This is a genomic window from Pseudomonas sp. P116 (assembly GCF_020149425.1).
GTDB classification, from domain to species: Bacteria; Pseudomonadota; Gammaproteobacteria; order Pseudomonadales; family Pseudomonadaceae; genus Aquipseudomonas; species Aquipseudomonas anatoliensis.
In genome coordinates, this window is sequence record NZ_JACVHB010000002.1 from 290,100 (window position 1) to 304,916 (window position 14,817).

Here is a 14,817-nt window from a genome sequence, read left to right on the forward strand (position 1 = left end):
TGCAGGGTCTTGATTACGAGTCGATGAGATGCCGAGCGCTTTGGGCTCCTGAAAGCAAAAGATCGCAGCCTTCGGCAGCTCCAGGGAAATAAATTCCAAATGTAGGCGCTGCCGAAGGCTGCGATCTTTTGATCTGCGTTTTTAGTCCGTGCCGTACTTCGGCGAACGCGGACCGTACAACAGACCTGCCGGATGCCCGGCCGACAGCAGGCGATTACTGGCCACGCCGGCAATCGGGAAACCGGCATCGGTGGAACTGTTGATGATCTGCTTCACCGCCGCCGTGATCAGCATGCCGATCAGGCCGCCGCCACCGTTGTTGCCGCCCTCTTCGCTCGATGCACGGGCCGAGCCGGTCCACAGCGTGGTGCCGCTTTTCAGATCAACCAGTTTCGCCGTTGCAGTAACTGCGGTTTCGCTGCTGATCACCATGTAACGCGTCCCGTATTCGGTCACGGTGATGTACAACGCCGCGTCGGCGCCGAAGATTTCCTGCAGTTTGTTGGCCGGTGCCTGGTGGATATCATCCGGCGTGGTCAAACCGTTCTGGCGAAAAGTCTCGTCAACCAGAGTGATCGGCAATACGTAGTAACCGGCCTCGGCCAGTGGAAACGTTACCTGCGACAGCAGACTGTAGGAGGCTTTGACGTCAGGTGAAGTGTTCAGCGGCGGCAATACCAGAATGGTCTTGGGCCGTGCCTGCTTGTACGCCGAATAGTCCACGGTCTTGGGCTTGACGCAGCCACCGAGCACGCTCAGTGCCAGCACGCCGACCAGCAGTTTCACTGCACGCGGGATCATTTGGCGTCTCCGGTCTTGGCGTTTTTAAGCAGAAAATCCATGTACGTGCCGGACTCGGGAAACAGAGTCTTTTCTGTACGGAACTGCTGCACCATCTGATCATCCTTGCCCATGCTCAGATAGAGCAGCCCCAGGTGCGCGTGGTAACCCGGTGGTACGGCTTTACCCGAGGAGCGGATTTTTTGCAGGTCGGCTTCCAGCGCTTCGGCCTGGGCTTCTTTCGGTGTTTCGCTTTTGAAGTATTCGTAGACCTGCGGTTCGTAGCCTTCCCACTGGTACAGGGTTTTCGGGCCAGCACAACCGACCAGCAAGGTGCTGGCGGCCAGGGTCAAGGCCAGCAGCGACCGCGACAGAGTCAAATTCATGTGTTGTTGCTCCTTGCAATGGGCGTCGATCAGTTGCCCGGTTTCCAGGCACCGGCGTTCATGCCATCCACCAGACGATTGATCGCCTCGCGCATGGCCAGATCCAGGACTTTGCCGTTGAGGGTGGAATCGTAGGCAGCGGTGCCGCCGAAGCCGATGATTTCGCGGTTGGACAAGGCGTACTCGCCTGCGCCCTGGGTCGAATACACCACTTCCGACGTGCTGATGTTGACGATATTCAGGTTGACCTTGGCGTAAGCGACCTGGGTCTTGCCACGGCCGAGAATGCCGAACAACTGGTGATCGCCAGTCTCTTTGCGGCCGAACTCGGTGACGTCACCGGTGACCACGTAATCGGCGCCTTTCAGACGCTGGGCCTGGCCCTTGATCGCCGCTTCCTGCTGGATTTCGCCCATGTTGTCGCGATCCAGCACGGAGAAACGGTTGGTCTGCTGCAAGTGCGTGATCAGGATGGTCTTGGCCTGACCGCCGAGACGGTCAACGCCATCGGAAAAGATCCCGCGCATGTAGCTGGAACGGTTGTCGAACTTACCCACCGCCATCGGCACACGAACGCCGGTCCAGACTTGAGAAGCGCTTTCAACCTTGGCCACCGGCAGCGCACGGGAGCTTTCGGTGGCGCAACCGGCGAGGGTGCTGGCCAGCGTGCCGAGCACGGCGATTGCAACGCCTGAGACCAACATCCGGGAGATCATTCTCACTGAGTATTCCTTCTTGAAAAACGGTGTGTCCCGGCACGGCAACGCGGCGGGGAGCTGAAAAGGGGCGGCATTATGACAAAGTGCCATCATTCACGACAGGTTTTTTTGACGCCAATTAATCGGCTGGCGGGCATCACACAAAACCCTGTAGGAGTGAGCCTGCTCGCGATGGCGTCTTATCAGATGAATATTCTTTAACTGATAGATCGCTATCGCGAGCAGGCTCACTCCTACAGAGGGTTCATGGCAGGCTGGGATAAAGCTGATCAGTGAAAATCGCGGCTCTGTACGCGGATGCCGTTGAGCAGCGGGCTCAGGTCACTCAGGCGTCCGGCGATCAGGTGGCGCACTTCGCCCTGGCGTTCCCAGCGGCCATCGACCCTGAGCAGTTGCGAGCCGACCAGCACCTGGCGTTGACGTTCGGCGAGGTCGCGCCAGACCACCACGTTGACGTTGCCGAACTCGTCTTCGAGCGTGACAAATGTCACGCCGCTGGCGGTGCCCGGACGTTGCCGGCCCGTGACCAATCCGGCAATGCTGACCGGTCGTCCGTGCTCGACATCGAGCAACTCTTGCGAACTGCGGCAGCGCCGCGCCTTCAACTCATTGCGCAGCAGTGCCAGCGGATGTGGTCCCAACGTGGTGCCGACCGTTGTGTAATCCGCGTGCAAGTCCTCGCCGACACTGGGCTTGGGCAGCACCACGTCAGGCTCTTCCTGACTCGACAACCCGGCAAACAACCCAAGCTGTTTCTGCACCCCGGCCACTTCCCAGCGCGCCCGATGCCGATGCCCGGCCAAACCGCGTAACGCCCCGGAATCTGCCAGCAACGCCTGCGCCCGACTGTCGAGCCCGGCGCGCTCACCCAGATCGGCGACATCGGCAAAAGCCCCTCGCGCCCGCGCCGCTTCGATACGCCGGGCGTCGTCCTCACGAAAACCCTTGATCATGCGCAGGCCCATGCGAATCGCCGGTTGCGCGCCGCTGATCGGCTCCAGGCTGCAATCCCAGTCACTGGCGCGCACATCCACCGCACGGATCTGCAACTGATGCCGACGCGCGTCCTGCAAAATCTGGTCGGGACTGTAGAACCCCATCGGCCAACTGTTGATCAGCGCACAGGCGAACGCCGCCGGCTCATGGCACTTGAGCCAGCAACTGGCGTAGGTCAGCAAGGCGAAACTGGCGGCGTGGGATTCAGGAAAACCGTAACTGCCGAAGCCTTTGATCTGCTCGAAAATCTGCGCGGCGAACTCCGGTGTGTAGCCGTTTTTCTTCATGCCGGCAGCGAGTCGTTCCTTGTGTGGTTCCAGCCCGCCGTGGCGTTTCCAGGCGGCCATGGAGCGGCGCAACTGATCGGCCTCGCCGGGGCTGTAGTCGGCGGCGACGATGGCGATCTGCATCACCTGTTCCTGAAACAGCGGCACGCCGAGGGTGCGTTTGAGCACCACTTCCAGTTCCGGCGAAGGATAGGTTTCCGCCTCTTCCTTGTTTCTGCGGCGTAGATACGGATGGACCATACCACCCTGAATCGGCCCCGGCCGGACGATGGCCACTTCGATCACCAGATCGTAAAACTTCGCCGGTTTCAGGCGTGGCAGCATCGACATCTGCGCGCGGGACTCGATCTGGAACACGCCGATGGTGTCGGCACGGCTGATCATCTCGTAGGTCGGTTTGTCTTCTGGGGGGATCGTCGCCAATGTCAGGTCTTGATGGCGATGACGGCGCAGCAGGTCGAAACAGCGGCGAATCGCGCTGAGCATGCCGAGGGCAAGAATATCGACCTTGAGCAACCCGACCGCGTCGAGGTCGTCCTTGTCCCACTGGATGATCGTGCGGTCAGCCATCGCCGCATTTTCCACCGGCACCAGACTGTCGAGCGGCTGTTCGGAAATCACGAAACCGCCGGGATGTTGCGACAGGTGCCGGGGAAAACCGATCAGTTGCCCGGTCAGGCTCAGCACCCGGCGCAGCACCGGACTGTCAGGGTCGAACCCGCCTTCGAGCAAACGCGCAAGAGGCGGCGTTTCATCGCTCCAATGGCCGCAGCAATCGGCCAGCGCGTTGATCTGATCCGGCGGCAGGCCCAGGGCCTTGGCCACATCGCGCACCGCGCCGGCGGCGTGATACGTGCTGACCACCGCCGTCAACGCCGCACGTTTGCGACCATAACGACGAAACACGTATTGCAGGACTTCTTCGCGACGTTCGTGTTCGAAATCGACGTCGATGTCCGGCGGCTCGTTGCGCTCTTTCGACATGAAGCGTTCGAACAACAGCGTGGTGCGATCCGGATCAATTTCGGTGATGCCCAAGGCAAAACACACCGCCGAGTTGGCCGCCGAACCGCGGCCCTGACAGAGGATGTGCTGTTCGCGGGCGAAGTTCACTACGTCATGCACAGTGAGGAAGTAACTTTCGTAGCCGAGCTCGGCGATCAGCGTCAACTCATCGTCGATCTGCTTGAGCACTTTGGCTTGCGGACCTTTCGGCCAGCGCCAGGCGATGCCTTCGTCAGTCAGATGGCGCAACCAGGAACTGGCGCTATGCCCTTCAGGCACCAGCTCTTTGGGATATTGATAACGCAACTGACTCAGATCGAAGGTGCAACGCCGAGCCAGCGCCACTGACTCATCCAGCAACGCCGGCGGATACAGTTCCCGTTGCACCTCGACGCTGCGCAGATGCCGCTCGCCGTTGGGGTGCAGGCGCAATCCGGCTTCGGCCACCGGCACGTGGTGCCGAATCGCCGTCATGGTGTCCTGCAAGGCACGCCGGCCACGGGCGTGCATGTGCACATCGCCACTGGCCACCGCGGCAATCCCCAACTCAGCGGCCAGGCTCAACAACGCCGCCAATCGCCGCTGATCGTCCTGCCCGCGATGCAGTTGCACCGCCAGCCACAGCCGTTCGCCGAAGGTTTGCCGCAGCAAGCGCCCCTCCTCAACGTCATCGACGCTGTCCGGCACCCAAAGCGTCAGCAACCCCGGCAATGGCTCGCTGAAGTCCTCGCGCAGCACCTGATACTGGCCTTTTTGCGTACGCCGCCGGGCGCGGGTGATCAAGCCGCACAGCGCCTGATAACCGGCAAGGTTCTCCACCAGCAGCACCAGTTTCGGGCCGTTTTCGATGCGGATTTCGCTGCCGATAATCAACGGCAGCTCAACGGATTTCGCCGCTTGCCAGGCACGCACGATCCCGGCCAAGGTGCATTCATCGGTGATCGCCAGCGCCTGATAGCCGTGCTTTTTCGCCCGCTGGAACAGCTCCAGCGCACTGGAAGCACCGCGTTGGAAACTGAAGTTCGACAGGCAGTGCAGTTCGGCGTAACCATCGTTCATGCGAACCAGCCCTGCAGCCATAACGGACCGCCCTCGCCCACTGCCCGATAGGCCCAGCCCTGCTGCCCGGCGCGGTTCTGGATCAGGTAGTAATCGCGGCGCACATCGTCACCGTCCCACCAGCCGGATTCGATACGCTCAGGGCCCATGAGGATCCGTGCCGAACCCTGCGCTACGCTCTGCGGCTCGCCCAGCAACCAGCCCGGTCGCTGGACACTCGGCAAACCGGCGCAGCGTTGTTTGTCGACGGCGTTTTGCCACGCGCACTCCGGACGATGGTCGGCCTGAAAACGCAGGCCTTGCACCGCGTCGTCGCCCAGCCGTGCGCGCAGGCGTTCGCGCAACTGCTCCCAAGGCAAGGTCTGCTGCGGACGGTCGTCGAACAACTCCTGAAACTGCGGCACGAAACTCGGCAGATCTTCGGCGCGCAGCCGGAAGCCGCGCACCGGGGCCTCGACCTGCACTTGTTCCAGTCGGCCACGGGCCAGTTCGAAGAGCATCGCCGGATCGCGCTCGGCGCTGAGCAGGCCGACCTTGATCAGCGTATCCGGCAACCCGGCATGTTCCAGATGCAGATCGAAACGCTGCACGCCGCTGTCGCGCCCACACAGGAACGCCGATAGATCGCCGGTCAAACGTCGCAAAGGAAATAAAAGCGCCTGATGGGATTGCACGTCGAAATTGAGTTCGATGCGCACATCGAAACGATCCGGCGGCAGATAAAACGCCAGCGCCAGCGGACGTGCGCCAAACAGGGTGTCGAGATGCTTGAGCATCTGCGCTTCGAAGCGTCGCGCCAAGGCCTGACGCGGCAGGCTCTGCACCTGACTGAGATTGCGCAGGCCCATGCGCGACAATGCCGTGGCCACACCCGGCTCCAGACCGACGCGGTCGATGGGCAATTGCCCCAGGTGATGCTGCAAGGCTTCACCGTCCGGCACCACCAAACCGTCATAAGCATTGGCCAGCACTCGCGCCGCCACCGGGTTGGGCGCGGCGACGATGCGATGACGGAAACCCAGCTCGGTCAGCTCTTTGCGCAGCCGCACTTCAAACTGCGCCCAGGAACCGAACAGGCCCAGGCTCGATTCGATCTCGAACACCACGGTACGCGGGTAATGCACGCTGACCTGTGAGCTGAAACGATAGGCCCATGCGGCGAGAAACTGCTGCCAGTGCTCGACCTCGGCGACATCGTAATCGGCGGTGGCAAAGCCTTTGCTCAAGGCTTGCGCGGCGGTCATGGACTGGCCGGGACGCAAGCCAAGTTTGCGCGCCGCGCCATTTACGGCTTGCAGCACCCGGCGCTGGGCCGGGCCGCTGAGCAGCACCAACGGCTCATCGGGTTCGGGACGCTGACGCAGTACGGCATCGAGGGCCAATTGCGGGAACAGAATACACACCCAGCGCATGACGACCTCAGTGACCCACGGTAAAGGCAATCGGCGTCGCGCGTGCCAGCCCGCCACGGCACTTGAGCACGCGCAACTGGGCAGGTTTGGCATCAATGGCAATGCGCAGCGCCGCCGGCGACGGGTTGACCGCCTCGCTCAACGAGCGCCAGGCAAAGGCCAGGGTCTGGCCGGTTTCCGCCGCCACCTGCAAACGCCGTAACGCGCGGTCATCAGCCTTGTGCGGCCAGCACAGCACCGCGCCACAACTGCCCGAACGCAGGCATTGTTCCGCCGCCCACAAGGCATCGCGCTCACTGGCCTGAATCACCGACAACTGTCGCAGATCGACCCCGGCGTTTTCCCACGCTTGCGGGTATGGCACGAACGGCGGCGCCACCAGCACGATGCGCTCGCCCGCCGCCGACAGCCGCGCCAGTGTCGGCCAGACCAGTTGCAGTTCGCCGACCCCGGGGCCGGCCAGGAGGATTTCGCTCAGCGCCGCTTCCGGCCAGCCACCACTGGGCAACGCTGCATCCAGTGCGGCATGCCCGGTCGGTTGCGGGCTCGCGGCCGGTGGCGCAGGCCGGCCTTTCCAGACCTGGCCGCCATTGAACAACGTATCCAACGCAACGACGGCGCCCATCAGCCTTGCCTCACCAAGCCGCAGAACACTCCCTCAATAGCCAGATCCTGATCATCACGCACGACAATCGGCTGGTAGGCCGGGTTGCGCGGCAGCAGGCGAACCTCATCGCCCGTGCGCTCAAAGCGTTTGATGGTGACTTCACCGTCGAGCCGCGCCACGACGATCTGGCCGTTGAGCGCCTCGGGATTGCGCCGCACGCCGACCAGATCGCCGTCGAGAATGCCGTCCTCGATCATCGAGTCGCCCTGCACCCGCAGCATGTAGTCGGGCGTACGGGAGAACAGCGCCGGGTCGAGCAGCAAACGGCTATGGAGATCGGCATCGGCGCCAATCGGCGTACCGGCGGCCACCCGGCCGAGCACGGGAATGTCGAGCAACTCCGGTCGCGCCGGTTGCCCGAGCAAGCGAATGCCCCGCGCCTGATGCGGGTTGACCTCGATAAACCCGGCTTCGGTGAGCGCCAGCACATGCTTGCGCGCCACGCTGCGCGAGGCAAAACCAAAAGCCTCGCTGATTTCAGCGAGGCTTGGGGGCTGACCGTGTTCGGCGATGCGTTCGCGGATAAAAGTCAGAATGGCGGTACGGCGGGGAGTCAGGTTTGTCATGGAGTACATTTGTACTCCTGTAGGATTTTCCTGACAAGCACCGCCAGTCGGCGGCGGGTGCGGTGGCGCTGATTGCACAAACCCCTGTAGGAGCTGCCGAAGGCTGCGATCTTTTGATTTTAATTTTTAAGAGCAAGATCAAAAGATCGCAGCCTTCGGCAGCTCCTACAGGAGACGTGTTCAGCCAACAAAAAGAGGGCATTCAGTCAAAGCCGCGTTCAACCATCAAATGAGTGCAGTCAGCTCAAGCCGCGCTCGGCGAGGAAAGCGGCGATGTAGTCGATGAACGCCACCACTTTGGCCGTGGCGCGGCGATGGCTCGGGTACACCGCGAGAATGTGCGGGCCAAAGCTGTCGGGGTCTATTTCATAGTCGTCCATGACCCGCACCAGTCGTCCGCCTGCAATGTAGGGCGCGGCGCTCCACAGTGGCGTGTGCAGCAAACCGCGCCCGGCCAGGGCACTGGCCAGCAGCAAGTCGTAATTGTCACTGCGCAATCGAGGGTTTGCGGGTTGTGCCAGGCTCAGGCGCTGGCCGTCGCGCTCGGCCCACCAGAATTCGCGGCTGAGCAACGGATGCTTATAGAGCAGCCATTCATGCTGATCGAGGGTTTGCGGGTTGACCGGCAAGCCCTTGCGCGCCAGGTATTCAGGGCTGCCGCACAGGGCCAAGCGATTGCTGCCGACCACGCGGGCGATCAACCCCGGCAAGTCGTCATGGCCCTCGCGCAGTGCCAGGTCATAACCGCTTTCGAGCAGGTTGACGAACTCGTCGCACAAATCCACTTGCAAGCTGATCTGCGGGTATTGCTGCAAAAAGCCGTCACACACCTGATCGAGAAACGCCCGCCCGTACGCCAGTGGTGCGGTGATTTTCAGGCTGCCGCGCAAGCCGTGCTGCAACTGCTCGATTTCCTCGCTGGCCTCGTCCAGTCGCTGCAACACCAGCCGCGCAGTTTCCAGATACACCCGGCCGATCTCGGTTAGCAAAATTCGCCGGGTGCTGCGTTCGAACAGCCGCGCGCCGAGTTCGGCCTCCAGATGATTGACCGCTTTGGTCAGCGCCGACGGGGTTTTGCCCAACTGTTCGGCGGCGCGACTGAAGCTGCCGAGTTGCGCAGTGACCACGAACATTTTCAATGCACCCAACTTGTCCATGCTTTTTCCATTCAGGCAAAAACGTTTTTCGTGAGGGAGGCGTTCTGTCGGCCGGCCTCAGCCACTAATCTGGCCATCAGACGCAATAACAAGGAAATCTTCAATGAAAAGATTCATCCCGAAGCTGTTAGCGGTTGCCGTAAGTTTTGCCTCGATGGAAGCCATGGCCGCTGCCGATCTAGTGCTGGTCAATGGCAAGATTTTCACCGCTGATCGCGCTCAACCCAAGGTGCAGGCGCTGGCCGTGGAGAACGGCAAAGTATTGAAGGTCGGCAGCGACGCCCAGATCAAGACGTTGATCGAACCCGGCACCCAAGTCATCGATCTGCAAGGCAAAGCGTTGATGCCCGGCCTCATCGATAGCCATTCCCACGCGATATTCGGTGGCCTCGAAATGGTCTCGGCGAACATGGAAGACGAAGTCGTCGCCCTCGCTGAGCTGGAAAAAAACCTGCGCGCATGGCGTGACGACGGCAAGGCCCGGCACGGCGATGTGCTGAGTATTGCCGGCATGAGTTCGGTGTATTGGGCGCAGGCCGAAGCCCTGGGCAAAACCTTCAATCAGGGCGAATGGGCCAGCGTGCCGGTGGTGTTCATCGGTAGCGATCACCACACCGCATGGGCGAACAACGTCATGCTCAAACGCGCGGGCATCGACGCCGCGCTGCTGAAAACCTTGCCGGACGCGGAAAAAGACACGATTGGCAAACTGGCCAATGGCGAGCCGAACGGCTTTGTCGTTGACGCCGGTTGGGATCGGGTGGCCTCGAAAATGCCGGTGCCGAGCCCCGCCGCCATGCTCAACGCGGCGAAATCCGCGGTGCGCTACAACAACAGCCTTGGCATCACGGCGTGGATGGACCCCGCCGCCAACGCCGCGCCGGGCGAGCCGGTCTTCGCCCTCAAACCCACCGAGAAAACCGTCGGTGTGCTGCCGGCCTACAAGGCGCTGTCAGAGAGCGGCGAGATGAGCGTCCACGTCGCCGCGCTGCTGGTGGCCAACTCGAAAAGCGTGCCCGCCGATCTCGACACCCTCGACAAGGTGCGCCAGCAATTTCAGGGCATCCCCAACCTCACCCTGCCCGGCGTGAAGATTTTCGCTGACGGTGTGATCGAATTCCCGGCGCAAAGTGCGGCGATGATCGACCCCTACAGCAACTCGCACAAACAGGGTGAATTGCTGATCGATCCGCAGCATTTTGGTGAACTGGTCAGTGCCATCGACCAGCGCGGCTGGCTGGTGCATATCCACGCCATCGGTGACCGCGCTGTGCGCGAATCGCTGAATGGCATCGCCCAGGCGCGCAAGGACCGGCAGAGCGGCGTGACGCACTCGATCACTCACCTGCAGATGGTCAATCCGCAAGAGTTTGCCCGTTTCAAACCGCTCAACGTGATCGCCTCGATGCAACTGTTGTGGGCCAGTGCCGACGACTACACCACCGAGATGATCAAGCCCTACGTCAGCGCCCTCGCTTTCCGCTATCAGTACCCGGCGCATTCGCTGCTCAAGCAGGGTGCGACGATTGCCGGCGCCAGCGACTGGCCGGTGTCATCGCCAAGCCCGTTCAATGCCATGGCCCAGGCCATCACCCGCACCGGTCCGCTGGGTGTGCTCAACGCCGATGAGCGTCTGGACCGCGAAACCATGTTCTACGCCTACACCGCCAACGCGGCGCGCACCCTCGGTCTGGACAAGCAGATCGGCTCGCTGACGCCGGGCAAACAGGCCGACTTCATCGTGTTGGATCGCGATGTGTTCAGCGTCGACGACAAGGCCCTGCACGACACCCAAGTGCTGCAAACCTGGTTCGGCGGACGTCAGGTCTATACCGCCACCCCATAACAAACCGATCCCCCCTGTAGGAGCTGCCGCAGGCTGCGATCTTTTGATGTTGATTGTAAAAAACAAGATCAAAAGATCGCAGCCTTCGGCAGCTCCTAAAGATTTACCTCCTGCCCCCAAAATAATCACAACATCGGGACTTCACATGAAAGCCTTGCCTTTGTTCGCCCTCGTTTCCTTGAGTTCGCTGCCCTTGAGCAGCCACGCGATCCCCTTGAACGACGATTTTGCCGTGCTGGTCGATCTGACCCTGGCCACTGATTACCGCACGCGCGGCATCTCGCAAACCCAGAACGACCCGGCGCTACAAGCCGGGCTGACCCTCGCCCACAGCAGCGGCCTGTACCTCGGCGCCTGGAGTTCCAACGTCGATTACGGTGGTGGCCTGAAAACCCGTCAGGAAGTAGATTACTACGGCGGCTGGCTGTGGCAGGCGACCGATGCGGTCAGCCTGGATCTGGGCTACATCAAGTACGCCTATCCCAAGGAAAGTCAGTTCAACCAGAGTGAGGTTTACGGGATTATTGGCGCTTACGGGGTGAAGCTCGCGGCGTATTACTCAAGCGATGCGCCGGGGATCGATAGCAAGCAGAGTTCGCTTTACAGCTATGTCAGTTATGAAGCCGAGTTGCCGTTCGATTCAGGGCTGAAGTTGCGTTACGGCAATATGGATTTCAAGGATCCGCATCTGTACTCGGCCTCCGGTGATGGCGAAGAGTCGTACCGGGAATGGGAGGTCAAACTCACCCATAATCTGGCCGGGGTGGTGCTGGGGTTGAGCTATATCGACACTGATCTGTCGCAAACCCAGTGCCTGAGCAATTGGGGCTTCAAGGATGTGTGCACGGCGACGGTGGTTGCCAGCGTGAGCAAGTCTTTCTGACCCAACGCCCCTCCTGTAGGAGCTGCCGAAGGCTGCGATCTTTTGATCTTGCTCTTAAAAATCAAAATCAAAAGATCGCAGCCTTCGGCAGCTCCTACAGGGGTGAGTTTTTGCCAGGTAAGCCCATGCAGTATTTGGTTCAAGGGGGTGAGTTTTTTACCAGGCAAGCCCGTGCAGTATTTAGTTCAAGGGTGAGTTGTGCCAGGTAGGTCCACGGGTAGATGCCGCGTTGATGACCATCGCTGAATACCAGTTGCACGCCGTAACCCTGCGGGTTGAGTTCGATGATACGTACTCGCTCGTCCACCAGAGGCGCCGAGCCGCGCAGGCGAAACGCGCGGCACTGCGAGCAGGGGCACTGGCGGCGCAGTTCGGCGTGAGCGATCAGCGATTCGCGACCGTTCGGCCAACTCAGGCGCAGGGTTTGCTCGCTCTGCGAGTTACAGATCGCCAGCGGATTCATTGCAACTGACTCAAGGCAATCCGCACTGCTTTGCGCACTTCCGGATCGCCGTCATCCTGCGCCGCCTGCAACGCAGCCACTGCGCCACGATCATTCAACTCACCCAAAGCCAATGCGGCTTCCTTGCGCAGGTTGCTGATGCGATGCCCGAGAGTATCGATCAAGGCGTCCAGCGCTGGGCCAAAACGCAAGCGGCCGAGGCTGCGGGTGGCGCGCAAACGCACTTGCCAATAGTCGTCGCTCAAGGCTTCGATCAATGCCGGGCCGGCGTCGCTGTGGCCGACTTTGCCCAAGGTGGTTGCGGCTTCTTCGCGCACTTGCCAGGCGTTGTCCTGCAAGGCCTGACGCAGCGCTGGCAGGACCTCAGCGCTGGACGCCAGGCCGAGCGCACCGGTGGCAGCGCGGCGCACTTCGGTGTCCGGGTCAGCGCTGGCCAATCGGGCCAATGCCGGTAGCGCGTCGAGTTGCTTGAGCCAGCCGAGCACGCCCACGGCCTCGCGGCGCACGCTGGCATCGGCATCATTCAGCGCCGCGACGGCAGCGGGCGCAGCATCGGCAAAGCGCAGTTCGCGCAGAGCTCGAAACGCGGCATTGCGTACGCTGACTTCAGCATGATCGGTCCACGGCAGAATCACCCGCCCGGCCGCTTCGGTCTTGAGCAAACTCAGACTTTGCGCAGCGGCAGATTGCACGGCGGGCGATGGATCGGTCAGCGCTTGGCACAAGGCTGCAACCACCGGTTCGTCCTCCCAGGCTTCCAGCAGACGCGCCGCTTCAGCACGCACCTCTTCAGCGGGATCCTCGGACAGCCGCTCGACCAGCCAGAGCAAACCATCGGGTTCTTCCAGATCCGCCAGCTCAATCAGCGCAATGCGCCGCACACCGGCGTCTGCAGCGGTCAGGCGTGGTTGCAGGGCCAGAATTTCAGGGTTATCGGTCACAGCAAAAATAGAGGTCACAGGGCAAATCTCGGCAAGGGGTTTTCGGGCGGCAGGCCGAGCGGATTGAGGCGCGGCAGCGGTCGGTCGTCGTCATGGCGCAGCAGGTCCAGGCAGTAGCGCTTCAGTCGGGAAAACTCGGGGCTGGTGACCAGTTCGCTGGTGCGTGGTCGGGCGAAGTCGAGGCGCAGATCTTCGATGATTCGCCCCGGCCGCGCGCTCATCACCAGCAGGCGATCGGCGAGGAATAGCGCCTCATCGATGTCATGGGTGACAAACACCACGGTGGTGCGAATCCGTGTCCAGATGTCCAGCAGCAGCTCTTGCATATTCAATCGGGTCAGCGCATCAAGCGCGCCAAACGGCTCGTCCATCAGCAACAGCCGCGGGCGATTGACCAGCACCCGGGCGATTTCCACCCGTTGCTGCATGCCGCCAGAGAGTTGATCGGGCCAGCGCTCGGCGAAGCCGTCGAGGCCGACCAGTTGAAGAATTTCATCAGCGGCGCGATGACGTTCGGCCTTGCCGATGCCACGCATTTTCAGGCCGAAAGCGACGTTGTCGCGCACCGTTCGCCACGGGAACAGTGTGTGATGCTGGAACACCATGCCACGCTGTGGCGAAGGGCCGGACACCGCGCCGCCATCGACTTTCAGGCTGCCGGCATGCGCCTTCAAGTGCCCGGCCAAGGCGCCGAGCAGGGTCGACTTACCGCAACCGGACGGGCCGAGAATGCACACGAACTGGCCGGGTTCGATCTGGCAATCGAGGCCCTGCACCGCTTCGAATGCTTCGCGGCCTTCGCCGAGGACGATCGACAACTGGCGAATGTCGATCCGCCCTTCGGGGGTTTGCATCACGCTCATCAGGCTTTTCCTCGCGGTCGATGCCAAGGCGTGAACAAGCCGCCCAGACGTTTGATCAACAGACTGCTGCCCATGCCCAACACACCGATCAGCAACATGCCGACGACGATGTCGGCGTAGTTCTGGATGGTGTAGGACTCCCAGGTGTAGTAACCGATGCCGAACTGGCCGGAGATCATTTCCGCCGTCACCAGGCAGAACCATGAAGTGCCCATGCCGATCGCGAGGCCGGTGATGATGCTCGGTGCAGCGCCCGGCAGAATGACTTCGAGCAGGATCGCCCGGCGCCCTGCCCCAAGGCTTTTCGCTGAGGCGATCAAGCGTGGATCGACGCCTTCAACGCCGTGCACGGTGTTGAGCAGGATCGGGAACAGTGCGCCGGTGAAGGTGATGAAAACCATCGACAACTCGGACGACGGGAACATCAGGATCGCCAACGGAATCCACGCCACGGCCGGGATCGGGCGCAGCACTTCCAGTGGTGGCAACAGCAAGTCTTCGGCCCATTTCGAGCGGCCGATGGCCAGGCCCAGGGCAATGCCGACCACCAGCGCGGCGAGGTAGCCGGCAAACACGCGGCCGAGGCTGGCAGTCAGGTGTTGCAGCAGCTTGCCGGAGTCGCCCAGGCCCAGCGCGGCTTCAATCACGGCCAATGGCGTGGGGACGTTGGCGAAGGTAACCAGGCCGAGGTTCCAGTGATGGCTCGCGGCGAGTTGCCAGAATATGAGGCAGAGCAGCAGTGAGGCGGATCTTGAAACCCAGCGAGAAAATGATCGGTACACAGTTA

15 protein-coding genes are annotated in these 14,817 nt (G+C 61.7%); 3 read left to right on the plus strand and 12 right to left on the minus strand.

Annotated features, from left to right (window positions below):
• Window positions 1-141 precede the first annotated feature (141 nt).
• The 7 genes from ICA15_RS07615 to lexA form a co-directional block, all read right to left on the minus strand.
• Entirely contained in the window at window positions 142-801 is a 660-nt protein-coding gene (locus ICA15_RS07615) for a DUF799 domain-containing protein (protein WP_042559434.1), read from the minus strand.
• Complete coding sequence (locus ICA15_RS07620) at window positions 798-1,166, minus strand: DUF4810 domain-containing protein (protein ID WP_150602489.1); 369 nt, start codon at window positions 1,164-1,166, stop codon at window positions 798-800. Before ICA15_RS07620 ends, ICA15_RS07615 begins: the two co-directional genes overlap by 4 nt.
• A gap of 29 nt (window positions 1,167-1,195) precedes the next feature.
• Window positions 1,196-1,882: a CsgG/HfaB family protein gene (locus ICA15_RS07625; protein WP_191626419.1), complete on the minus strand. Its 687-nt coding sequence runs from the start codon at window positions 1,880-1,882 to the stop codon at window positions 1,196-1,198.
• A gap of 272 nt (window positions 1,883-2,154) precedes the next feature.
• Window positions 2,155-5,253: an error-prone DNA polymerase gene (locus ICA15_RS07630; RefSeq protein WP_210552880.1), complete on the minus strand. Its 3,099-nt coding sequence runs from the start codon at window positions 5,251-5,253 to the stop codon at window positions 2,155-2,157.
• Complete coding sequence (locus ICA15_RS07635) at window positions 5,229-6,644, minus strand: Y-family DNA polymerase (protein WP_150602492.1); 1,416 nt, start codon at window positions 6,642-6,644, stop codon at window positions 5,229-5,231. Before ICA15_RS07635 ends, ICA15_RS07630 begins: the two co-directional genes overlap by 25 nt.
• A gap of 7 nt (window positions 6,645-6,651) precedes the next feature.
• The gene (gene imuA, locus ICA15_RS07640; RefSeq protein ID WP_150602493.1) at window positions 6,652-7,269 is read right to left on the minus strand and encodes a translesion DNA synthesis-associated protein ImuA; all 618 of its coding nucleotides are present in this window, start codon (window positions 7,267-7,269) and stop codon (window positions 6,652-6,654) included.
• A complete protein-coding gene (lexA, locus tag ICA15_RS07645; RefSeq protein WP_210552881.1) occupies window positions 7,269-7,886 on the minus strand; it encodes a transcriptional repressor LexA in 618 nt (205 codons plus the stop codon). Before lexA ends, imuA begins: the two co-directional genes overlap by 1 nt.
• Before the next feature lie 53 nt (window positions 7,887-7,939).
• Here lexA and ICA15_RS07650 point away from each other — a divergent pair, with 53 nt between their 5' ends.
• On the plus strand, window positions 7,940-8,110 hold the full coding sequence (locus tag ICA15_RS07650; protein WP_210552882.1) for a hypothetical protein: 171 nt from the start codon (window positions 7,940-7,942) through the stop codon (window positions 8,108-8,110).
• Between the two features lie 6 nt (window positions 8,111-8,116).
• Here the strand turns inward: ICA15_RS07650 and ICA15_RS07655 are convergent, their stop codons facing one another.
• A complete protein-coding gene (locus ICA15_RS07655) occupies window positions 8,117-9,034 on the minus strand; it encodes a LysR family transcriptional regulator (RefSeq protein WP_210552883.1) in 918 nt (305 codons plus the stop codon).
• A 103-nt stretch (window positions 9,035-9,137) separates the two neighbouring features.
• Here ICA15_RS07655 and ICA15_RS07660 point away from each other — a divergent pair, with 103 nt between their 5' ends.
• Window positions 9,138-10,880, plus strand: a complete 1,743-nt coding sequence (locus tag ICA15_RS07660; protein WP_210552884.1) for an amidohydrolase — start codon at window positions 9,138-9,140, stop codon at window positions 10,878-10,880.
• Window positions 10,881-11,025: 145 nt separating this feature from the next.
• The gene (locus tag ICA15_RS07665) at window positions 11,026-11,763 is read left to right on the plus strand and encodes a TorF family putative porin (RefSeq protein WP_210552885.1); all 738 of its coding nucleotides are present in this window, start codon (window positions 11,026-11,028) and stop codon (window positions 11,761-11,763) included.
• Between the two features lie 139 nt (window positions 11,764-11,902).
• Here the strand turns inward: ICA15_RS07665 and ICA15_RS07670 are convergent, their stop codons facing one another.
• From ICA15_RS07670 to ICA15_RS07685, 4 genes are read right to left on the minus strand one after another with little or no spacing between them, the layout of a single operon-like run.
• A complete protein-coding gene (locus ICA15_RS07670) occupies window positions 11,903-12,226 on the minus strand; it encodes a DUF971 domain-containing protein (RefSeq protein ID WP_210552886.1) in 324 nt (107 codons plus the stop codon).
• Window positions 12,223-13,185, minus strand: a complete 963-nt coding sequence (locus tag ICA15_RS07675) for a HEAT repeat domain-containing protein (RefSeq protein WP_210552887.1) — start codon at window positions 13,183-13,185, stop codon at window positions 12,223-12,225. The genes ICA15_RS07670 and ICA15_RS07675 overlap by 4 nt, the downstream gene beginning before the upstream one ends.
• Entirely contained in the window at window positions 13,182-14,030 is an 849-nt protein-coding gene (locus ICA15_RS07680; RefSeq protein ID WP_210552888.1) for an ABC transporter ATP-binding protein, read from the minus strand. The genes ICA15_RS07675 and ICA15_RS07680 overlap by 4 nt, the downstream gene beginning before the upstream one ends.
• A complete protein-coding gene (locus ICA15_RS07685; protein WP_411959649.1) occupies window positions 14,030-14,812 on the minus strand; it encodes an ABC transporter permease in 783 nt (260 codons plus the stop codon). Before ICA15_RS07685 ends, ICA15_RS07680 begins: the two co-directional genes overlap by 1 nt.
• Between the last annotated feature and the right edge of the window lie 5 nt (window positions 14,813-14,817).